The sequence below is a fragment of the Sphaerisporangium aureirubrum genome (assembly GCF_042658925.1).
In the GTDB taxonomy this organism is placed as follows: Bacteria; Actinomycetota; Actinomycetes; order Streptosporangiales; family Streptosporangiaceae; genus Sphaerisporangium; species Sphaerisporangium aureirubrum.
The window spans coordinates 41,001-61,200 of the sequence record NZ_JBHSRF010000012.1 but is presented as its reverse complement, the minus strand read 5'-3'; the positions used below and the strand labels follow the sequence as shown (position 1 = coordinate 61,200).

Here is a 20,200-nt window from a genome sequence, read left to right as displayed (position 1 = left end):
GGCCCTGACACCGGTCAGGGCCGCAGGGACGGACGGGCCGGGCGCCGGAGGCGTCAGAGCCGCGAAGGCCAGGGCCCGTCAGAGACGGAGTGGCAGGCGGGCCAGGCGCCACGAGCCCGGGAGGGGTTCGCGTTCCAGTTCCGCCGGGGGGACGGCCAGGGACAGGCCGGGGTAGCGGCGCAGGAGGGCCTCGAAGGCGACCTCGCCCTCCTGGCGGGCGAGTGCGGCGCCGAGGCAGTAGTGGAGGCCGCTGCCGAAGCCGACGTGGGTCTCCCTGCGGCCGTCCGGCTCGCGGGTGATGTCCAGGCGCTCGGGGTCGTCGAACTCCCGGGGGTCGTAGTTGGCGCCGACCAGCATCGCCATCACCGGGGCGCCCTTCGGCACGGTCATGCCGCCGAGCTCGACGTCCTCGGCCGCGTAGCGGATGCGGGTGCCCTGGATGGGGCCGCACCAGCGCATCAGCTCGTGGACGGCGCGCGGCATCAGGGACATGTCCCCGCGCAGGAGGGCGAGCTGGTCGGGGTGGGTGAGCAGCGCGGCGGTGCCGTTGCCGATCAGGTGGGCGGTGGTCTCGTGGCCCGCCAGCACCAGGGTGAGCACCATCGTGACCATCTCGGTGTCGGTGAGGCGGTCGCCGTCCTCGTCGTGGGTGCGGATCAGGCCCGTGAGCAGGTCGTCGGCGGGGGCGGCGCGGCGGCGCGCGATGAGGTCCTCGATGTAGTGGACCAGGTCGCCCACCGCCTTGGCCAGGCCGTCCTGGCTGAACAACTGCTTGCCCCACTCCCGCCACAGCGCGCGGTCCTCCTCGGGGATGCCGACCAGCTCGCAGATGACCGTGATCGGCAGCGGGTAGGCGAAGTGGGGCATCAGGTCGACGACGCCGTCCTCGGCGTTGTCCGGCAGGCGGTCGAGGAGGTCCTCGGTGATCTGCTCCACCCGGGGCCGCAGCTCCATGACCCGGCGCGCGGTGAACGTGCGGGACACCAGCCGCCGCAGCCGCAGGTGGTCCTCGCCGTCCGCGTCCAGGATGCTCTCCAGGATGTACCTGGCGTACTCGGGCGGGATGCCGCGGGCCGCGATGACCTTCTCGCGGAGGTTGCCGACGTCGAGGCCGGGGACGTGCGCCGGGTTGTTGACGAAGCGGTGGTCGCCGAGCACGGTCTTGACGTCGTCGTAGCGGGTGACCAGCCACAGCAGCTGGTCCTGCCCGAGGAACGACCCCTGGACCAGCGGGGCCCGTTCCCTGATGCGGGCGTAGGCGGTGAAGGGGTCGCGCATCAGCTCTGGATCGAGCAACCGGACCACCCCGGGTCCCCCGGGTGCGTCCTGGCCGGCGGTGGTGCTCATGCTTGCCCTCCTTGTGTGCGTCTAAGGGAGTGTGTGCTTCTCGATCTCCAGGTGGAGCCGGTCGTGGAACTCCTGGAAGAGGGCGATGGCGGCGGGTGCCGCGGCGCGCACCGCCTCGGCGGGGGCGTCGGTCTCGAAGGACGACCGCACGATCCCCCGGAGCGCGTCCGCGCGCTCCGCCACGTCCGCCGTGCCCGTCCGGAACGGCTCGAACACCAGGAAGCCGGTCATGATCGCGGCGTACGAGTGCCGCTGGAGCTCGGCGGGGAGGTCGGTCCGCACCAGGCCGTGCTCGCGCAGCACCCGGACGTAGCCGCCCATCGCCCGTTCCCGGACCTCCATGAGGCCGCCGGCCACGGACGGGGCGGTGCGCAGCAGCGCCCCCAGTGTCTCGGCGTCGCCCACGAGCATCGCCCGCACGATCGGGTCGTCGTGCACGGCGAGGTACGCGAGCCGGGCCAGGTCGCCGAACCTGATGGCCCACGGGTCCTCGCGGCATGCCTGGAGGATGCGTGCGATCATCTGCCGCTGGGACCGCATCAGCACCGTCAGGAACAGCACTTCCTTGGTGCTGAAGTGCAGGTAGACGGTGCCCTTGCCGACGCCGGCGCGGCGGGCGACCTCGTCGATGGTGACCCGCCGGTATCCCCAGGCGACCAGCAGCTCGGCGGCGGTGTCCAGGATCAGGCCGGCACGGCGGTCGCGGCCCGATCTGACGTCGTCCGCCGGGGCGCTGATGCCTTCCACCGTGCTTCCTCTCCGTCGATCTCGTGACCTCGTGACCTCGTGACTGATTTTGAAATCTGGTCACGACGTCACGCTAGACCTGGGACTGTCGCGGCGGCAAGCCTTCTCCGGAAAGCGCAGAACCCCGCCAGGTTGGCCCTGGCGGGGTCCTACGCGTGCGAACCGGTGTGCGGGTCGCCTCTCGGCGAAACGCTCAACGCGGCTCCAGCCGAACGGTATTCCGCGAAGGCAATAGGTGAGGCCCGGGGACACCGGACACACCGGTCACGAGGAATGTAACCCCGGGAGCCCCGCGGATGTTCCCCCGCCACGAAAAAGTTGGCCGACACTTTCCGGTGGCGTGCGCCGGGTCAGTGGCGGTGGGTGGCGTCGGGGTGGCGGGGGTCGGCGGGGTGTTCGTAGCCCTCGTGCAGGTGGACGCGTTCGGCGTAGCGGCGCTCCAGCAGGGCCGCGAAGGCGCGGCCGGCGGCCACCTCGGACAGTTCCGCCGCGATGCCGTCCCTGACCTCCTCGTACGGCCGCGGCCCGCCCGGTTCCACCCGGTCCACCCGCAGCGTCCACGGCCCGCCCGGCCCGTCCACCGGCCCCACGACCTCCCCCTCCTCGGCGGCGAACACGGCGTCCTCCAGGGCTCCGGTCATCTCGCCGCGCCGCACCGGCCCGAGCGACGGCCCATCCGCGCGGCTGACGTACCGGACCTCCGGCCGGGTGAACCGATCACGGTTGCGCTCGTAGTACCCCCGCACCACCTCCTCCGGCACCCCGGCCCCGGCCGTGACCGCCTCCCGCACCGCCCGCGCCACCGGCATCGACGCGGCCACCGCCGCCACCACTCCCCCGGCCCGCAACGCACCCCCCAATGTCAGCGCCCCCGGACGATCCGCGCACGGAGCAGGGACCGGAAGCCCGAGCGCCACCGCCTCCTGCTCGATCAGCACCTCGGTCACCAACACCTGGACCGTCCAACGACGCAAATTGCGCCCCTCCGCGCCGTACGGCGACGGAAGCCGCCCCGCCAACGGCCCCGCCCGCAACGCAGCCTCCCGCGCGTCCACTTCGTCAACCGTGATCACCCGCCGCCCCACCTCGGCCGCGACCCGCCCGGACGCCGGGGCCGGGGTGTCGGCGGGTGGCGTGCTCATTCGGTTACCTCGATCTCGATGGGCTCGGTGTAGTGGAGGGTGCCTGCGCAGGCGAGTTTCACCAGCGCCCACCAACGGCCGGGGGTGGATCCGGTGGGGGCGTGCAGGGGGAAGTGGAGGCTGGCCTCGCCGGTGGGGGGGATGGTGGTGCCGGTGTTCCAGTGGGGGGTTAGGTCGAATGTGTGCCAGGGGGTGATCAGCTGGGCCTGGACGGAGACCTCGGTGCGGGCGGGGGAGCGTAGTAGTACGTCCAGGCCGGTCGGCGGGCCGCCGGGGGTGAGGCGTATCCGGGGGGTCCGCACGGTGACGGACAGGGTGTGGTCGTGGGGGCCGCCGGTGTGCAGCCTGGTCACGTCCTCGTAGGTCTGGCCGTCGTGGGAGATGCGGGCCCGCAGCCAGTACACGCCGGGCTCGGCGCCGGGTGGCGGTGTCACCCGCACCGGGAAGGAGGTGTGCCCGCCGGGGGGCAGGACGTAGGGGCGCCCGGCGGGCTCGCAGGCCCAACCGTCCGGTGGCAGCAGCGTGACGACTCCGGCCGCCTCGCCCTCGGTCAGGCCGGACGCGACCGAGACGACCGTCTCGACGGGACCGGACACGTCCAGGTCCGTCGCCGCCAGGTGCACGGCCACCGGCATGTTGCCCGCGGGGGCCGGGCCGGTGTTGTTCAGCCAGTAGCGGGTGTAGACCGGCTGGTACGGCTCCCCCTCGGGCCCGAGCAGGACGTCCGGCTCGCCCTGGGCGGCGCTCGCCAGCGGGGCCGTGACGGTGGCGATCTCCATGCCGGTCAGGGGTACGCCGCCGGGCGGCAGCGGGGACAGCGGGCGTTCCAGCAGGTCGGCGCGGTGGGGGGCGCCGAGGGGCAGGGTGGTGTGGATTCTGGCGGTGACCGGGGTGCCTGTCGCCTCGTACATCCGCAGGGTCACGCCGTCGACCCGGCCGGGCTGGCGGGCCGAGGCGAGGGGGTTGCCCTCGGGTTTGAGCGCGGTCAGCACCACCTGGCCCGCGGGCTCCACGGACAGGAAGGAGTGCGTGGCGGGGAGGTCGCCGTCGTGGGCGGGGGCGGTGACGGCCTTGAGGGGGTGGGCGGCGTCGTGGCCGTGCTCGACCAGCCGGGCGGCGCGCCAGTCGCCGGGGGCGGTGACCAGGGTGTACTCGAAGGCGTGCGTCCAGTGTTGCAGCTGGAAGGCCGAGCCGTCGGGGGCCGTCCTGCGCGGCGGGTCGATCCAGACGCCGGACGGCCAGCCGGTGCAGGACCGCAGCAGGGACAGGTGCAGCGCGCCGCCCGTGTCCACCGCGAAGCCGGGGACGCCGTGGTTGACCAGGCCGATGGTGTAGTCGTCCAGCGAGGGCTCGGTCAGCGCGGGCAGCTCCGCCGGGTGGACCACCTCGATGACGGCGTCGTCCAGGTCGGCGGCGAGCTCGCCGGCGGCGCCGTCCCCCGCGACGACGAGCACCGGCAGCGCGCGCGGCCCGGTGAGGTCGGCGCTCGGCACCCACACCTTCTCCAGCGGCTCGGCCGCCGGGACCCACACCCGAGCCCGCCCGCCCTCCGAGAGGCGCCGCCGCAGCAGCTCCGCGTACCCCGGGTCGGCGGACGCCAGCACCTCGGCGACGAACGGGTTCTCCTCCGGCGTCCCGATCGCGATGCGCACGTCCGGGAGATTGGAGTCGACCGCGAGGTCCCCGTACCGGGGAGCCGTCGCGGCGGAACAGGTCGCGGTCACCCCCTTGCGCACCAGCGCCACGGCCAGCTCGCGCGGCCCGTCCCCCGGGACGCCGCCGATGATCTCGGCGATCCCGATGGCCCGGGTGCCGGCGGGGGTGCCGTCCTCGTCGCGCAGGGCGACGCGGGCCGTGGCGGAGAGCGCGAACCAGTGGCCGGCGGGGTTGTCCAGGGTCCAGGGGTGCGGGCCGGAGTCGGCGTCGACGAGCCCGAAGCCGCGGCCGACCACGGCGTCGCCCACCTCGCTGACCGGGAGGGCGCCGGGGACATGGGCGGGCCAGCGCAGGCGGACCAGCTGGTCGGCGCCGTCGAACTCGTCCACGCGGGTGACGCAGTCGACGCGGTCCAGGCCCTGCCACAGCGTGATCCGCTGGGTGTACCGGACGGGGCCCACTTCGCCGGTGACGGTGAGGCGCTCGCCGAGCGCGCAGGTCTCCCTGGTGACGGACGTGGCCGCCTGCCCGGCCGAGCCGGCGACCGTCCCCTTGGGCACCAGGTGCCAGGGCCCCTCGCCGAACCTCGGGTGCGCCGGGTACTCGTCGTACACGAGCAGCTCGTTGCCCACCCGGCCGGGCCGCAGCAGGTCCCGGCCGCGCGCCAGGTCGCGGAACACCGACACGCAGCCCCCGCGCGCCGGATCCACCTCCACCAGGTGAGCGCCGTTCGCGATGGCGAGCCCGTCCGAGACGGCCCACCCGCTGGACGGCGCGCCCGTCAGCGGCTCCACGCGCAGCGTGCGGAACCCGAGCGGCGGGACGCCGGGAGCGAGCACGACCACGTCGGCGGCGACGAGGGTGCCGTCGTCGCCGTGCTCGGGGTTCTCCAGCAGCACGGGAAGCTCGCCCGCCGGGCCGGTCACCCGCACGCCGGTGGCGCCGGGAAGCGGCACCCGGACCCGGACCAGGTCGGTGCGGGCCCAGGACGAGGGGTTCCAGACGACGACCGCGGTCCCGTCGCCCCGGGTGTCGACGCGGGCGGTCAGCGCGGCGAGGGAGCGGGACAGCACGTCCGTGCCGATGTCGTGGGCCTCGCGCCAGCCGGTGAGCAGGTCCAGGTACACCTGGTCGGACTCCGAGCCGGTGATGGCGTCGTGGTGAGCGCCGAACACCAGCTGCCGCCACGCCTTGTCCAGCGCGGCGTGCGGGTAGCGGGCGCCGGTGGTGACGGCGGCGAGGGTGGCGAACTTCTCGGCGTCCGCCACCAGGGACTCGGCGGACCGCTGGGCCTGCTTGGTGTCGATGTACGACACGTCCTTGCCGGTGTACACGGGGTTCATGTCCCGGGTCTGCGGCGACGGCGTCCCCAGCGTGGCCCGTACCGCGGCGAAGAACTCCCTCGGCAGGCCGCAGACGAACCGCGGCGAGACGTACCGGGCGTTCCAGTCGCGGTGGATCGCGGTCACCCACTTGTTGGGCGGGGAGTAGTCGGTGCCCGCCGGGAGCAGCACGTTGCGGGTCGCCGCGACCTTCTTCAGCCGGACGAACAGCTCGTACACCGCCTCCTCCGCCGCGGCGAGGCCGGCCGCGCCGTCCATCCACCACCCGGCGCTGTAGTGCGCGGGCATGTAGTGCGTGAGCACGCCCTTGCCGGACGGCGACAGCCACTCGAACTCGGCGGGGAACTGCATGGACGAGGGGTCGCCCCAGCCGTCCCTGGCCAGGTCCCGCCCGGTGATCATCGGGCCCCACTGGTGGTACGGCCCCCGCGCCCAGGAGCTGGAGGTGAGCCCGGCCTCGGCGATCAGGCCGGGGAACTGCGGGTCGTGGCCGAAGACGTCGAGCTGCCACGCGGTCGCCGGGTCGCCGCCCATGACGTCGCGCTGGAACCCGACGCCGTACACGATGTTGCGGATCGTCGACTCGGCGGAGGTGAGGTTGGTGTTCGGCTCGTTGTAGGTGCCGCCCAGCAGTTCCACCCGGCCCTCGGCCAGCAGGGCGCGCAGGTGGTCGCGGTCCTGCGGGCAGGCGTCCCAGTACGGCTTGAGGTAGTCGACCTCGGCGAGCACGAACTTGTAGTCGGGGTCGCGGCGGGCCGTGTCCAGGTGCTCGCGCATCAGGGCGAACCCGGCGTTCTGCCGGTCACCCCGGTAGCGCTGCGCCTCCTCCCCCGCGTCGTCCCAGGTCGCGGTGTAGGCGGCCTGGGTGTTCCACCACACCGGGTCGTAGTGGAAGTGCGGCACCATCCACACCGTCCACCCCGGCTCGGACACCACCAGCTCACCCCGCGCCGACGCCTCGCCCGCCACGACCTCGATCGGCACCCGGGTCCCCGGCGCCGCGTCCGCCGTGACGGCGACCTCGGCCGGCCGCGCGGCGCCGCGCCAGGTGCCGCTGACGCCCGGCCCGGTCACGCGGTACTCGATCTCCCCCGGCGGCGCATCGACACGCACCCGGACGATCTGGCCCGTCTCGGTGAACAGTTCGGTGGATTCGACGCCGGTGATGCGCAACGGTCACCCTTTCCCGATCCCGCCTGCAAGGTGAGCGGCGGCCGTCCCGAACGTAAGTCGATTTGATTTACTAAGTCAACGGCCCGATGGACATCCCCCGGGAGGACGCTGTGACGCGGGAGCCACACCTGCAGATGGGGACGAACCTCCCGAAAGTCGGCCATTACAACCGCGCGGTGGTCCTGGAGGCGATCCAGGTCTCCGACGGCATCAGCCGCGTCCAGATCGCCGAGCACTCCGGCCTCACCCCCCAGACCGTCTCCGTCATCGTCCGCAAGCTGCTGCACGACGGCTTGGTCTACGAGGACGGCTCCCTCCCCTCCCAGGGCGGCAAACCCCGCACGATCCTCCGCGTCGCCCCGACCGCCGTCTACGCCCTCGGCATCCACTTCGACCCGGCCGAGACCACCCACGTCCTCACCGACCTGACCGGCCACCCCGTCGCCCGCCTCCGCACCGGCCCCATGACGGGCCCGGACTCCACCCCGGAGACCGTCCTGCGGGAGATGGCACGGGCGGCGCGGCGCATGCTGCGGGAGGCCGGGGTGCCGGACGGCAAGGTGCTCGGGGCCGGGCTGGCGTGCCCGGGGCCGCTGGACGCCGCCGGGGCGATGAGCGCCCCGCCCCGGCTGCCCGGCTGGGACGGGGTGCCGGTCAAACGGCTGCTCGAACGCCACATCGGCCTCCCGGTGACCGTCGACAACGACGCCACCGCCGCCGCGATCGGCGAGCGCTGGGCCGGGATCGCCCGCGCCACCCCGAGCTTCGCCTACCTCTACCTCGGCACCGGCATCGGCGGCGGCCTGTTCCTGGACAACCAGGTCTACCGGGGCCGTTCCGGCAACGCCGGGGAGTTCGGCCACATCACCGTGCTCCCGGACGGCCCCGAGTGCTACTGCGGCAACCGGGGCTGCGTCGAGGCCGTCTGCTGCCCGTCCGCCATCGAGGCCGCCGTCCGCTCCCGTCTCGCCGCGGGCGCCCCCAGCACCCTGCCGCCCGCCCCTGGCCACGCCGCGATCTGCGCGGCGGCCCTCGCCGGCGACCCGCCGGCCCGCGAGGTCATCGAGCTGGTGGCCGCCCGGCTCGCCGACGCCGCGGTGAGCATCGTCAACATGCTGGACATCGACCTGCTGGTCCTCGGCGGCCCGGCGTCACAACAGGTCGGCCCGCTCTACCATGCCGTGGTGGCCGGAGCGGTGGCCTCACGTCCCCTGGCCCGCCGCCTGCACCGGACGCGGGTCGAGCTCTCGCCTCTGACCGCCGACGCCGCCGCCATCGGCGCCGCCTCCCTGGTCCTGCACTCCGCCTACTCCCCACGCCTGCTCGCCCCGTGACTCCCGCAGAGGAAGAAGCATGAGCCTCAACGTTCTCGCCGCCGACATCGGCGGCACCAAACTCGCCGCGGCGCTGGTCGCCGGGGACGGCACCGTGCTGCGCCGCGCCGAGGTCCCCACACCGGCCGCGCCCGCCGGGCGGCCCTCGGTGGTGGGGGACGCCCTGGCGGGGCTGCTGCGCGAGGTGGCCGGGGAGACGCCGCCGGCGGCGGTGAGCGTCGCGTCGGCGGGGCCGCTCGACCCGGTCGCCGGGACGGTGAGCCCGGTCAACATCCCGGCCTGGCGGGACTACCCGGTCCTCGCGCGGGTGGCCGAGGTGGTGCCCGGCGTGCCGGGCCTGCTGGTCGGGGACGCCGTGGCCGCGGCGGCGGGCGAGCACTGGCGCGGCGCAGGGCAGGGCGTCGACGGCATGCTCGGCATCGTGGTGTCCACCGGCATCGGGGGCGGCCTGGTGCTGCGCGGCCTGCCGTTCACCGGGCCGACCGGCAACGCCGGGCACATCGGCCACATCGTGGTGGACCCCGGCGGCGCGCCGTGCCCCTGCGGCGCCGCGGGCTGCGTGGAGACCGTCGCCAGCGGCCCGTCGATGGCGCACTGGGCACGCGCTCAGGGCTGGCCCGGCCGCGACGCCCGCGAGCTGGCCACCGCGGCAGCCTCGGGGGACCCGGTGGCGCTGTCGGCCTTCGCGCGAGGCACGGACGCGCTGGCCCGGGGCATCATCACGGTGGCCGCCATCTGCGACCTCGACCTGGTGGTGATCGGCGGCGGCGTCGCCGCGGCCGGCGAGGTGCTGTTCGCCCCGCTGCGCCGGGCCCTCGCCGAGCACGTCCGCCTCGCCTACACCCGCCGCCTCCGCGTCGCCCCCGCCGCCCTCGGCCGCGACGCCGGCCTGATCGGCGCCGCCCGCATGGCCCTCCTGCCCTGACCGCCCGGACGGGACCGTGCTCGCCGGTTCCGTCGCCATATGATCACCTGACCGGGCGGCCCCTGCCGTCCCGGGCGGCGGACTCACGGGGGCGGCGATGAGCACGGACGAACGCGTCGAACGAGCCAGGCTTCTCTACGAACGGGCCCTCTTCGGCGGGGAGACGGCCGCACTCGCCGAAGCCGACCGGGAGCTGGACGCGGTGGAGGCCGGCCTGGCACCGGCCCGCGGCCGGGCCGCCCCCGACCGGGAACTCGACGCGGCCGAGGCCGATCTGGCGCTGGCTCGCGGCCGGCTGGTGCACGCCCGCGCCATGGAGAGCGGGCAGGAGGATCCCGGCGAGCTGGTGCTGTTCGAGCGGGCGGCCGGGCTGTACCGGGCCCTCGGCGACATGCGCGGCGAGGCCGAGGCCGTGGGCTGGGCGGGGATCTTCCATCAGGTGATCCGGCGCGACGACCATACCGCCGTCCCGCTGCTCGAACGCTCCCTGGCCCTCGCCACCCGGGCCGGGGACGCGCTCACCATGTCCTACGCGCTGCGCCACCTCGGCTTCGCCGAGCACATGGCCGGGCGGCTGGACCCGGCGCGGGCCCACCTGGAGGAGTCCGTGCGCCTGCGCCGCGAGGCGGGCTTCCTCCCCGGCGTCGCCGCCAACCTCGTCGGCCTCGCCTACATCGCCTCCGCCCAGGGCCGCCGGGCCGACGCCCTGTCCATGATCGAGGAGGCCGCCGCCATCGCCGGGTCCGAGAAGGCACTGGGCATCATGCGCTGGGTCGAGGAGGCCCGCACCCAGCTCCAGGGCTAGCCCGGCCTCAGCCGAAGGACCACAGCCCGAGCCGCACGCGCACGCCCGGGGAGGCGTACACCAGCGGCGGGTGGTCCGGGGCGGGGAGCCCTCCGGCCTGGACGAGGTTCTGGTCCAGGTGGCGGAGGCGGGCGTGGTGCAGGGGCCAGCGGGGGTGGGATACCTCGGCGTGGGCCACCCTGCCGCCGATCACGGTGAACAGGCGGTACCGCTCGGTCAGGAACACGGCGAGCCCTTCGTGCTCGGCGGGGGTCAGCGCGGCGCCGAGCTCCACGTCCGCGTCGGCGCGCGCACCGGCGGGTCCGGGCCACCGGCGGCGGCAGCGGTAGGAGCGCCGGGCGCCGGTACCCGTCACGGACATGTCCGACCAGTGGTACGGCAGCCGGTAGGACGCGCGGGCGGCGAGCACGGCGGGCAGCCGCGCGGCGTCCAGCGACAGGAACCATAGGCCGTCCCGCCCGCGGGCGTCCCGCGCGTACGTGCGCACGTTGGTCTCGGGGAACCGCGACAACCACGGCACCGCCGGGACGCCGGGGGCCCGGACGTCGCGCATCAGGAAGGGCGTGAGACCGACCCACGCCGACCCGTCGAACGTGTCGGCGGTGAGCCCGTCCGGCAGCATCGCCTGGATCAGATCGGCCGGATACCGCCAGTGGACGAAGGTGATGTCCGCCCAGTGGTGGTACATCACCGCCCGGAATCCCTCGGTCGTTCCCATGCCCGAGCTTTACCCCGCACCCCCGTCCGTAGCCGGTCCGGACGCCGCGATCGTGTGGCCTGCCGGAACGCGGCGCGGGCCTTTACCGCACTCTGGTTCCACCGGCCCGCGGCGGGGACCTAGCCTGGGATCGGCGGACAGTGGGCGTGCGGGGACGTCTGCCGTCAGGAGGCCACGATGAGGCTGCCAGTGCCGAGGGGCCCGATCAGCGAGCGGCTGTTCGGCGAGTTGAGCCGTCCGCCCCACGACTTCGCGTTCCCCGGCTCGCTCCTCGCGACGCCCGCCGCGCCGGTCGTGGCCGACGAGGACACGCAGGTGGCGCTCTTCGCCTGTTACGAGTTGCACTACCAGGGTTTCGACGCGGTCGACGACCGGTGGGAGTGGAACCGTTCGGTGCTGGCCGTGCGGGAACGGCTGGAGGACCGGTTCGAACGGGCACTGGCCGGGGTCGTCCCCCGGCCGCCGGCCGCGTCCCCGCGGGCCACGCCGCGGCTGCTGGTCGAGACGGTCGCCGCGGACGACGGGCCGTCCCTGGCGGCCTACCTGCACAGGGAGGCCGACCTGGAGCGGTTCCGGGAGTTCGTCGCGCACCGGTCGATCTACCACCTGAAGGAGGCCGATCCGCACACGTGGGCGATCCCCCGGCTGCGCGGGCCCGCCAAGGCCGCGCTGGCGGAGATCCAGGCGGACGAGTACGGCGGCGGGCGGGCCGGGCGCATGCACTCGGAACTGTTCCGCGCCACCATGCGCGGCCTCGGCCTCGACGACACCTACGGCGCGTACGCCGACCTGGTCCCGGCGGTCACCCTGGCGGCGGGCAACACGATGTCGATGTTCGGGCTGCACCGGCGGCACCGGGGGAAGCTGCTCGGCCAGCTCGCGGCGTTCGAGATGACCTCCTCGCTGCCGAACCTCCGGTATGGCCAGGCCCTGCGGCGGCTGGGCGGAGGCGCGGAGGCGCTGCGCTACTACGAGGAGCACGTACGGGCCGACGCGGTGCACGAGCAGATCGCGGTGCACGACATGTGCGGGAGGTTCGCGGCCGACCACCCGGAACTGGCCGGTGACGTCCTGTACGGCGCGGCCTGCGCCCTGACCCTCGACCGTCTCTTCACCGAGCACGTCGTGGGCCGCTGGCGCGCGGGGGCCGGCTCGCTGCGCGAGGCGGTCGCGGCGGCGGCCCCGCGTTGATCGACCTGGCGTACGTGCTGCCGCTGCGGTGGGAGCGGGACACCGGCCTCCCGGAGCTGACCGCGTACCTGCGCCGGCTGAGCGAACAGGTGGAGGTCGTGGTGGTGGACGGGTCGCCGCCCGAGGTGTTCGAGCGCCACGCCCGGCTGTGGCGCGGGTCGGTGCGCCACCTGCGCCCGGACGGCGACCTGGAATGCGCGAACGGGAAGGTGGCCGGGGTGCGCACCGGGCTGCGCCGGGTCCGGCGGGAACACGTGGTCGTCGCGGACGACGACGTGCGCTACGACACCGCCGGCCTGGCCCGGATGCGCGCCCTGCTGGAGACCGCCGACCTGGTACGGCCGCAGAACCACTTCCACCCGCTGCCCTGGCACGCGCGCTGGGACACCGCCCGCACGCTGCTGAACAGGGCGTGCGGCGCGGACTACCCCGGCACCTTCGGCCTGCGCAGGTCCTTCTTCGAGCGTATGGGAGGGTACGACGGCGAGGTGATGTTCGAGAACCTGGAGCTGATCCGCACGGTACGGGCGCGCGGCGGCAGGGAGTGCCGGGCGGGCGGCCTGTACGTCCGGCGCCTGCCCCCGGGCACGGCGCGGTTCTGGTCCCAGCGTGTCCGGCAGGCGTACGACGACCTGGCGCAGCCCGCCCGGATGGCCGCCTTCCTCGCCGTCCTGCCCGGCCTGGCCGTCGTCCTCGCCCGGCCGCGGCGCTGCCGTGCGGTCGCGCTTCTCCTGCTCGGCGCGGCGGGCGTCGCCGGCCTCGCCGAGGTGGGCCGCCGCCGGGACGGCGGGCGCCGGGTGTTCCCGGCCACCTGTTCGCTGTTCGCCCCCGTGTGGGTGCTGGAGCGCGCCGTGTGCTGCTGGCTGGCGCTGGCGGCCCGGCTGCGCGGCGGGGTGCCCTACAACGGGCGCCGCCTGCGGGTGGCCGCCCACTCGGTCAGGTACCTTCGCCGGGCGCACCCGGCGCCCGGAACCCGGTGGTCTTGTGCGAGCCGTCGCAGAACGGCTTGATCGCCGACCGGCCGCACCGGCACAGCGCCACGGCCGCCCGGCCCTGGTCGACGGTCCTGCCGTCCTGGGTCACGATGGTGAACGGCCCGCGCACCAGCAACGGCCCGTCCTCGCACAACGTCACGGTGACCGGCCCGTCCGCCTCCTCCCGCCGGGCGCCCGGCCCGTCCCGCGTCTCCGGCCGCGCGCCGTCCCCGTCCCCCGCCCGCCCGGCGTCCGCCGCCAGCAGCGTCAGGACCGCCTCCAGGACCTCCGGCACGCCGATCTCCAGCAGCCCCGGGTCCGGCACGAGCCCGTGCGGGTCGCCGGTACGGCCCGCCCACAGGGCGATGTGACGGTCGCGGCGCGGCCGTCCCCCGCGTGCCGGGGAGGCCGGCCCGAAGAGCACGACCGACGGCGTGCCGAGCGCCGTCGCCAGGTGCGCCACGCCGGTGTCCCCGCACACCACCAGCCGTGCCGCCCCGACCAGCTCCGCGAGGGCCGCGACATCGGTGCGCCCCGCCGCGACCTCGGCGACCGGCGAGCCGGACGCCCGCGCCAGGGCGGCCACCCGCAGGGCGAGGGCGCGTTCGGCCGGGCCGCCGGTGAGCAGGACCCGGTGACCGGCGCGGCCCAGCGCGGCGACCACCTGGGCGAACCGCTCCGGCGGCCAGCGGCGGGCGGGGGACGCGGCGCCCGGGTGCACGATCACGTGGCCCGCGGCGGTCGCGGGAGGCACGGGGAGGGACAGGTCGGCGGGGTCGGCCGGCACCCCGTACCAGCCGAGCAGGGCGCACCAGCGGGTCACCTCGTCCGGCTCGGGGTCCCAGGGCGGTCCGCCGGCGTGCGGCACGCCGGGATGAGCGTGGGTGAGCAGCCGTCCCGGCCGGGTGCGCAGCAGGGCGAGAGTGCTACGCGGGCCACCGCCGTGCAGGTTGACCGCGATGTCCGGCCGGTCGTACGGCACGGGTCCCGGCCCTGAGACGTCGAGAAGGGCGTCCACGGCGTCCATCAGCGGGAGCAGGCCGGACAGCGCGGCCGGGGCGGCGAGCAGGATCCGGTGCCCCGGATACGCCCTCCGCAGCCCCCGCAGCGCCGGCACCGCGGTGAGCAGGCCGCCCATTCCGAGCCCGCGCAGCGCCACCAGCACCGGCCGGTGCTCCATCGTGATCACCCCCCCGCGGCGTCCCGTCGTCACCGTTATGCCCGGTGACGGCGGTGAACAGGACACGCGGGGAGTGTGGATTCAGGATGCGGGGGGAGGGAGGGGGACGTGGTAGTCGAGGACGGTGCGGTCGCCGGGGATGACGATGGGGTCGGCCACCTCGACCACGCGGCCGGCGGCGCGCATCAGGCGGGTGATGGTGAAGACGGGGACGCCGGGGCGCAGGCGCAGGACGGAGGTCTCCTCGGGGGTGGGCATGCGGGTGCCGACGGACTCGGTGATGTCGTCGACCTCGATGCCGAGGGTGCGCAGCTGGTTGATGGTGCCGCCGGGCCACGGCTCGTTGTCGGGGTCGGCCACGGGGGTGCCCTCGACGTCGGAGGCCAGCAGGCAGGGGCGGGACATCTGGGCGGGTACGCCCGCGGAGTAGAAGACGAAACGGCGTTCCAGCACGCGGGTGCCGACGGGCACGCCGAACAGCCCGGCGAGGCGGTCGCAGGCCTCGGTCCACCGGTACACCTTGTCCAGCCGGTACTGCGACCACTCGATGCCCTGGTCGTCGGTGAACGACGTGCGCGGCTCGGTCTGCGGCCCCCGGTCGGCCTGGTAGCGCCGGGAGGAGACGCGGCGCACGACGGGCCGTTCGCGCACCCAGGTGCCGCCGCGGCCCCGGGTGTCCACCAGGCCGGCGTGCTTCAGCTCGTCGATCGCCTGCCTGATGACGATCTCGGAGACGCCGTACCTCTGGGCGAGGTCGGCGTGGCGGGGAAGGCGGGTGCCGGGCACGAGGTCGCCGCCGAGTATCGCACCACGCAATTCCGCCGCGACGTGCTCATAGGCGTGTCCAGGCAAATGCGTGCGTCCCATCTACTGGGGGTCCCAGGCGGTGTCACCGGGTTGACACGCACCTTATCGTCTCGCCATTGTCGTATATGTCAATCAATTGACATTGCTGTTAAGGGGTATGGATGGCCCAGAGCTCTCCGGAGGCGATCGCCGCGGGTCCAGAGGACCGCGGGGCGACGGCACTGACCTCCACCGCCGGCAACGCCGACCACGGCCCGCACGTCCCCCGCCCGCGCGAGGGCTGCGAGGAGATCGTGTGGCATCCCCCGGCGAACGTCGAGAGCCGTCCCCGCGTGCTGCGCTGGACCTGCGAGTGCAGGTCACGGGTGTACTACCTCGTGGTCGGCGGAGGCCGCGCGCACATCCGCCGCTCGGACGGCCCCGGCCCGCACCGCGAGACGGTGCGCATGCGCTACCACCACATCGAACGCCTGTGGCTGAAGATCCTGCGCGGCCAGGCCCGGTGACCGGCCGCCCGGCTCAGGAGGGCGCGGGCAGGCTCTTCAGCTCGTCCAGGGCCTCGCGCAGGTAGTCGGAGAAGGTCCACACGTCGGGCACCAGCATGCGGCAGGAGACGATGCCGACGGCGACGCGGCCGTCGTAGGAGAAGGCGGTGATGTTGAGGCCGCCGCTCGCGTCGGTGACCACCGACACGGGGTACTGGGCCAGCAGGCGCCGCCCGCAGACGTACAGCGGGATCTGCGGGCCGGGCACGTTGGAGATCATGAGGTTGATCGGCGGGGAGGTCTGCGCGACCAGGCCGAAGGCCGCGCGGTCCGCCAGGCCGGTCAGCGCGGCCGGCATGCTCTCGCTCAGGTGGCGCAGCCAGCGCGCGGGGGCCAGGCCGAAACGCTCCTTGATCAGGCTCATCGACTCGTGCATCGCGCGCAGCCGCTCGCCGGGGTCCTCGGTGCGGGTGTCCAGCGGCGTGATCATGAGGGTGACCTGGTTGCCGGGCGCGTCCCCCGCGCCGGCGCCGCGCAGCGAGAACGGCACGCCCGCCACCAGGGGCTCGGCGGGCAGCGCCTCGTGGTCGACCAGCCAGCGCCGCACCGCGGTCGCCGCGAGGGTCATCACCACGTCGTTGACGGTCACCCCGAACGTCTTCTTGACCTGCTTGACGTCGTCCAGCGACAGCTCCACGAACGCGAAGCGGCGGTGCGCGGACACCGGCCCGTTGAACGGCGTGCGCGGTACGGTCAGCCTCGGCAGCTCGGGCACCTGCTCTCCCCCGCCCAGCTGCCGGGTGAGCCACCGGGTGGCCCGGGAGACCGGCCCGGCGCCGGGCAGCAGGGAGATGACGGGGATCTCGTCCAGCCGGGGCATCGCCTCGACCATGAAACGCAGCAGGTGGGCCGGGTTGGCGAGGAGGCGGCCGGCGGTGCGCAGCAGCATCTCGGCGGTCTCGGGTGCCCGGTCGGGGTGCCGGGGGTGGTCGTGCCCGACGCCGAGCGGCTCGGACACCGGGCTGACGTCCATCAGGGCGGCGAGCGCCCCGGCGCCGTACATGCCGTCGATGGCCGCGTGGTGGATCTTGGTGTAGAGGGCGGTGCGACCGCCCTCCAGGCCGTGGATCAGGTACATCTCCCACAGCGGGCGGCGCCGGTCCAGCCTGCGGGCGTGCAGCCGGGCCACCTGCTCGCCGAGCTGGGTGTCGTTGCCGGGGGCGGGCAGGGCCAGCTCGCGCACGTGGTAGTCGAGGTCGATGTCGTCGTCCTCGGCCCAGTAGGGGTGGTCGAGGCCGAACGGCACGGTGACCAGCCGCCTGCGCAGCGGCTCCACCAGGTGGGAGCGTTCCTCCACCAGCGCGACGAGCTCCTCGCGGCCGAGCTCGCCGTCCAGGATGGAAAGGCCCGCGACGTTGGCGACGTTGGTCTCGGTCTCGAAGTTGAGGAACTGCGCGTCGAGCGCACTGAGCTGCCGCATCCGTCCACCTCCCTGATCGGCGCGGGCCCGCCTGACGCGTTCTTCCCCGCCCGTCTACGGACGATACCGGGCACGCCGGTACGGCCCGCGCGGCGGTCGGCGCGCGGGCCGCAGGGACGGGGTCAGGAGGCCGGGACGGTGTCCACCCAGCGGGTCGAGGAGGCGCGGTAGCCGTTGACGCGGCTCAGCACCTCGGACGGCGGCACCACCTCGTTCTTGGCGTGGTAGAACCAGTCGACCTGCTGGTGGTAGGCGCGCTGCGTGGAGCTGCCCACCAGGCCGCCGCCGATGAACCACAGGTTGAAGTTCACCGACTGCACGGTCTCGGGGTAATAATCTCCGCCGTGCTCGGCGAACAGCGTGCCGTCGATGTAGTACCTGATGGTCCCGCCGGATACCTGGAGCACCAGGTCGTGCCAGCCGTCGTAGCTGGCCCGCACCTCGTTGTGCACGTTGACCGCCAGCCACGGCTCGTTTCGGTAGGTCTCCCAGGAGGTGGCGTACATGATGTTGGACGGCTCGCCCCAGCCGCCGTTGGGCAGGTACTCGAAGTCCTGCTCGCTGTAGTTGGGATCGAGGTCCGCGGCGAGCGGGGTGATCGTGAAGAACGTCTGCACGATCTGGTCGCCGTCCGGCCCGCTGACGGGGGCGTCGGAGAACTTCACCCGGGCGGCGTAGGTGCCCGCGAGGAACTTGCGCTGGTGCAGGAACTCCGCCTGCTGCGTGCCCGAGGCGGTGCCGTCGCTGGCCGCGCGCAGCTGGAGCGCCTGGTTGCCGGTGCCGACGGACGGGAAGCTGATGTTGCCCTTGGGCCAGCTCGCCCCCGGCACGCCCGGCCCGCCGGAGTTGGTGCGCACCGTCCAGTGATGGGCGGTGATGCCGGCGTCGTCGGCGCCGGCGTAGTTGAAGTCGTCGAAGACCACCCCGGCGTTGCCGCCGGGTGCCGTGGGGGTGACGGTGGGGGTCGGGGTGGCCGTGGGGTTGCCGCCGGTGGGCGCGGTGCCCCACAGCAGGGTGCCGTTCTGGTAGACGGTCACCTTGGTCCAGTCCCCGTACGTGGTGCGGGCCGGGCCGAACGAGTAGTCGTCGCTCTGGGTGATCCGCTGCCAGTCGGCGCGGTAGAAGCGCAGCTGCAGGTCACCGGTCTGCGCTCCGGCGGCCAGGGTGCCTGCGGTGAAGCCGACCTCCAGGTACCGGTCGGCGGTGGCCGTGCCGGGCGAGATCGCGCCGAAGGTGCCGGTGACCGTCGAGCAGGACACCACCGCCCAGGAGCAGGCGAAGCGGTACTGCTGGGACGCGGAGTCGGCCTTGAAGTAGTACCGGATCTTCACGCCGGACAGCGGCACCGCCGTGGAGCCGGTGCTGACGAGGTTGAACCACGGCTCCACCTGGTCGGCGGTGGCCCCGGTGGCGCTGGTCTTGTACTGGAGCCGCAGCGACACCGCGGCGCCGGCCGGCCCGGCGGCGATCACGGCGGCCAGGGCCGCGAGCAGGGCGGACACCAGCCCGCCGACTAACAGCTTCCTGCGCACTTGTCGTTCCTTTCGTGGTGCGGGCCCGCGCGGCGGGAGCCGTGGGGACTAGGGGACGAGCGGGCCGACGTGCACACCCTGGGCGGTCAGGCGGGCCAGGTGCGGGTCGAGCCGCTGGAGGAAGTCGGGGTAGTCGCCGGGCGAGCCCCAGGCGACCTCGGCGAACGCGCACAACCGGGGGAAGGCCATGTACTCGACCCGCTCGGGCGTCGGCATGTACTCGGTCCACAGCTGGCACTGCACGCCGCGCACCCCCGGGTCGGGGGCGAAGCCGTAGGCGTCGGCGAGCGAGACGACGCCGGGCTGCGCGCGGGGCTGGCCGGGCGCGTCGGAGGGGTAGTAGTCCAGGTAGGTGCGGGTGTAGGGGGCGAGGATGATGTCGGTGCGGTCCGGCAGCGCCTGCTCGTCCCGCCACACCATGACGGTGGTACCGGGCGTGGGCGGGCGGTCCGGCTCGTCCCAGCAGACCAGCTTGCGGCCGAGCCCTTCCAGGTGGGAGGCCATGCGGCCGATGAACCAGCCGCACGCCTCGGACGGCCCGGCCAGGCCCAGCTCGGCCAGCCTGGCGAGCGCCCGGGGGCTGGCCTCCCACTCGGCGGGCGGGCACTCGTCCCCGCCGACGTGGATGTAGGTGCTCGGGAACAGCTCGGCGACCTCGTCGAGCACGTCCTGGCAGAACCGTACGGTCGGCTCCTCCAGGTTGAGCACGTGCTCGCTGATCCCCCACTCCGACCACACCGGTAGGCGGCGGGAGGGCTGGTTGCCGAGCTCGGGGTAGGCGGCGATGGCCGCTTGGGCGTGGCCCGGCATCTCGATCTCCGGGACCACGGTGACGAACCGCTCGGCCGCGTAGGCGACGATCTCGCGGATGTCGGCCCGGCTGTAGAACGCCGGGGCGTCGCCGCGCCGCGCGCCGACCTCGGTCAGCCGCGGGTAGCGCTCGATCTCCAGGCGCCAGCCCTGGTCGTCGGTGAGGTGCAGGTGCAGGACGTTGAGCTTGTGCTCGGCCAGCAGGTCGATGAGGCGCAGCACGAACGTCTTCGGCATGAAGTGCCGGGCGACGTCCAGCATGACGCCGCGCCAGCCGAACCGGGGCCGGTCCTCGATGACGCCGTACGGCACGGCCGCGCCGAACTGCGCCAGGGTCGTCAACCCGTAGAAGCGCCCGGCCCGGCCGCCCGCGGTGAGCTCGATGCCCGCGGGGCCGACGTCGAGGCGGTATCCCTCCTCTCCGAGCTCGGGATCCGGGGCTGCGTACCGCACCAGATCCGGGTGGAACGCGACGGTGCCCCCGAGGACGGCCAGGTCACGTGGCCGTGGAATGATCACGTTGCTTCTCCCTATCCGCGCACGCCGGGGAC

The 20,200-nt window shown here is 74.2% G+C and carries 16 protein-coding genes; 6 read left to right on the top strand and 10 right to left on the bottom strand.

Annotated features, from left to right (window positions below):
• Positions 1–78: 78 nt before the first annotated feature.
• The 4 genes from ACFP1K_RS11765 to ACFP1K_RS11750 all read right to left on the bottom strand — a co-directional run bounded on the left by ACFP1K_RS11765 (position 79) and on the right by ACFP1K_RS11750 (position 7,408).
• Positions 79–1,347, bottom strand: coding sequence for a cytochrome P450 family protein (locus tag ACFP1K_RS11765; RefSeq protein ID WP_380750586.1), 1,269 nt, complete (start codon positions 1,345–1,347; stop codon positions 79–81).
• A 21-nt stretch (positions 1,348–1,368) separates the two neighbouring features.
• Positions 1,369–2,094 (bottom strand): TetR/AcrR family transcriptional regulator, encoded by a 726-nt coding sequence (locus tag ACFP1K_RS11760; RefSeq protein WP_380750581.1) that lies wholly within the window; start codon positions 2,092–2,094, stop codon positions 1,369–1,371.
• 350 nt (positions 2,095–2,444) lie between these two features.
• Positions 2,445–3,236 (bottom strand): peptidylprolyl isomerase, encoded by a 792-nt coding sequence (locus tag ACFP1K_RS11755; protein WP_380750578.1) that lies wholly within the window; start codon positions 3,234–3,236, stop codon positions 2,445–2,447.
• The gene (locus ACFP1K_RS11750) at positions 3,233–7,408 is read right to left on the bottom strand and encodes a glycoside hydrolase family 38 N-terminal domain-containing protein (protein WP_380750575.1); all 4,176 of its coding nucleotides are present in this window, start codon (positions 7,406–7,408) and stop codon (positions 3,233–3,235) included. Before ACFP1K_RS11750 ends, ACFP1K_RS11755 begins: the two co-directional genes overlap by 4 nt.
• A 110-nt stretch (positions 7,409–7,518) precedes the next feature.
• Between ACFP1K_RS11750 and ACFP1K_RS11745 the strand changes: the two genes are divergently transcribed.
• From ACFP1K_RS11745 to ACFP1K_RS11735, 3 genes are all read left to right on the top strand, one after another.
• Positions 7,519–8,742, top strand: a complete 1,224-nt coding sequence (locus ACFP1K_RS11745; RefSeq protein WP_380750572.1) for an ROK family transcriptional regulator — start codon at positions 7,519–7,521, stop codon at positions 8,740–8,742.
• Between the two features lie 19 nt (positions 8,743–8,761).
• Entirely contained in the window at positions 8,762–9,667 is a 906-nt protein-coding gene (locus ACFP1K_RS11740; protein ID WP_380750569.1) for an ROK family protein, read from the top strand.
• A 97-nt stretch (positions 9,668–9,764) separates the two neighbouring features.
• On the top strand, positions 9,765–10,472 hold the full coding sequence (locus tag ACFP1K_RS11735; RefSeq protein ID WP_380750566.1) for a tetratricopeptide repeat protein: 708 nt from the start codon (positions 9,765–9,767) through the stop codon (positions 10,470–10,472).
• A gap of 7 nt (positions 10,473–10,479) precedes the next feature.
• Here ACFP1K_RS11735 and ACFP1K_RS11730 read toward each other — a convergent pair whose 3' ends face one another.
• On the bottom strand, positions 10,480–11,190 hold the full coding sequence (locus ACFP1K_RS11730; RefSeq protein WP_380750563.1) for a YqjF family protein: 711 nt from the start codon (positions 11,188–11,190) through the stop codon (positions 10,480–10,482).
• A 177-nt stretch (positions 11,191–11,367) separates the two neighbouring features.
• Between ACFP1K_RS11730 and ACFP1K_RS11725 the strand changes: the two genes are divergently transcribed.
• The gene (locus ACFP1K_RS11725; protein ID WP_380750560.1) at positions 11,368–12,381 is read left to right on the top strand and encodes an iron-containing redox enzyme family protein; all 1,014 of its coding nucleotides are present in this window, start codon (positions 11,368–11,370) and stop codon (positions 12,379–12,381) included.
• Entirely contained in the window at positions 12,378–13,391 is a 1,014-nt protein-coding gene (locus ACFP1K_RS11720) for a glycosyltransferase family 2 protein (RefSeq protein ID WP_380750557.1), read from the top strand. The genes ACFP1K_RS11725 and ACFP1K_RS11720 overlap by 4 nt, the downstream gene beginning before the upstream one ends.
• On the opposite strand, the gene ACFP1K_RS11715 is transcribed toward ACFP1K_RS11720, so the two are convergent.
• Entirely contained in the window at positions 13,318–14,535 is a 1,218-nt protein-coding gene (locus ACFP1K_RS11715) for a glycosyltransferase family 9 protein (protein ID WP_380750552.1), read from the bottom strand. The two genes, ACFP1K_RS11720 and ACFP1K_RS11715, sit on opposite strands and share 74 nt — an antisense overlap.
• Before the next feature lie 81 nt (positions 14,536–14,616).
• Positions 14,617–15,402, bottom strand: a complete 786-nt coding sequence (locus tag ACFP1K_RS11710) for a GntR family transcriptional regulator (protein WP_380750547.1) — start codon at positions 15,400–15,402, stop codon at positions 14,617–14,619.
• 101 nt (positions 15,403–15,503) lie between these two features.
• Here ACFP1K_RS11710 and ACFP1K_RS11705 point away from each other — a divergent pair, with 101 nt between their 5' ends.
• Positions 15,504–15,848 carry a hypothetical protein gene (locus tag ACFP1K_RS11705; protein WP_380750544.1) on the top strand — a complete coding sequence of 115 codons (345 nt, stop codon included), beginning with the start codon at positions 15,504–15,506 and terminating at the stop codon, positions 15,846–15,848.
• Positions 15,849–15,861: 13 nt separating this feature from the next.
• On the opposite strand, the gene ACFP1K_RS11700 is transcribed toward ACFP1K_RS11705, so the two are convergent.
• The 3 genes from ACFP1K_RS11700 to ACFP1K_RS11690 all read right to left on the bottom strand — a co-directional run bounded on the left by ACFP1K_RS11700 (position 15,862) and on the right by ACFP1K_RS11690 (position 20,168).
• On the bottom strand, positions 15,862–17,307 hold the full coding sequence (locus tag ACFP1K_RS11700; RefSeq protein WP_380750541.1) for a WS/DGAT/MGAT family O-acyltransferase: 1,446 nt from the start codon (positions 17,305–17,307) through the stop codon (positions 15,862–15,864).
• Positions 17,308–17,429: 122 nt separating this feature from the next.
• Positions 17,430–18,839, bottom strand: coding sequence for a cellulose binding domain-containing protein (locus ACFP1K_RS11695; RefSeq protein WP_380750538.1), 1,410 nt, complete (start codon positions 18,837–18,839; stop codon positions 17,430–17,432).
• A gap of 48 nt (positions 18,840–18,887) precedes the next feature.
• Complete coding sequence (locus ACFP1K_RS11690) at positions 18,888–20,168, bottom strand: beta-N-acetylhexosaminidase (RefSeq protein WP_380750535.1); 1,281 nt, start codon at positions 20,166–20,168, stop codon at positions 18,888–18,890.
• Between the last annotated feature and the right edge of the window lie 32 nt (positions 20,169–20,200).

Excerpts from the sequence above, each read along its gene's own strand:
- ACFP1K_RS11705 (WP_380750544.1), top strand. The coding sequence starts at position 15,504 with ATGGCCCAGAGCTCTCCGGAGGCGATCGCCGCGGGTCCAGAGGACCGC.
- ACFP1K_RS11740 (WP_380750569.1), top strand. The coding sequence starts at position 8,762 with ATGAGCCTCAACGTTCTCGCCGCCGACATCGGCGGCACCAAACTCGCC.
- ACFP1K_RS11765 (WP_380750586.1), bottom strand. The coding sequence starts at position 1,347 with ATGAGCACCACCGCCGGCCAGGACGCACCCGGGGGACCCGGGGTGGTC.
- ACFP1K_RS11715 (WP_380750552.1), bottom strand. The coding sequence starts at position 14,535 with ATGGAGCACCGGCCGGTGCTGGTGGCGCTGCGCGGGCTCGGAATGGGC.
- ACFP1K_RS11700 (WP_380750541.1), bottom strand. The coding sequence starts at position 17,307 with ATGCGGCAGCTCAGTGCGCTCGACGCGCAGTTCCTCAACTTCGAGACC.
- ACFP1K_RS11725 (WP_380750560.1), top strand. The coding sequence starts at position 11,368 with ATGAGGCTGCCAGTGCCGAGGGGCCCGATCAGCGAGCGGCTGTTCGGC.
- ACFP1K_RS11730 (WP_380750563.1), bottom strand. The coding sequence starts at position 11,190 with ATGGGAACGACCGAGGGATTCCGGGCGGTGATGTACCACCACTGGGCG.
- ACFP1K_RS11710 (WP_380750547.1), bottom strand. The coding sequence starts at position 15,402 with ATGGGACGCACGCATTTGCCTGGACACGCCTATGAGCACGTCGCGGCG.
- ACFP1K_RS11735 (WP_380750566.1), top strand. The coding sequence starts at position 9,765 with ATGAGCACGGACGAACGCGTCGAACGAGCCAGGCTTCTCTACGAACGG.
- ACFP1K_RS11755 (WP_380750578.1), bottom strand. The coding sequence starts at position 3,236 with ATGAGCACGCCACCCGCCGACACCCCGGCCCCGGCGTCCGGGCGGGTC.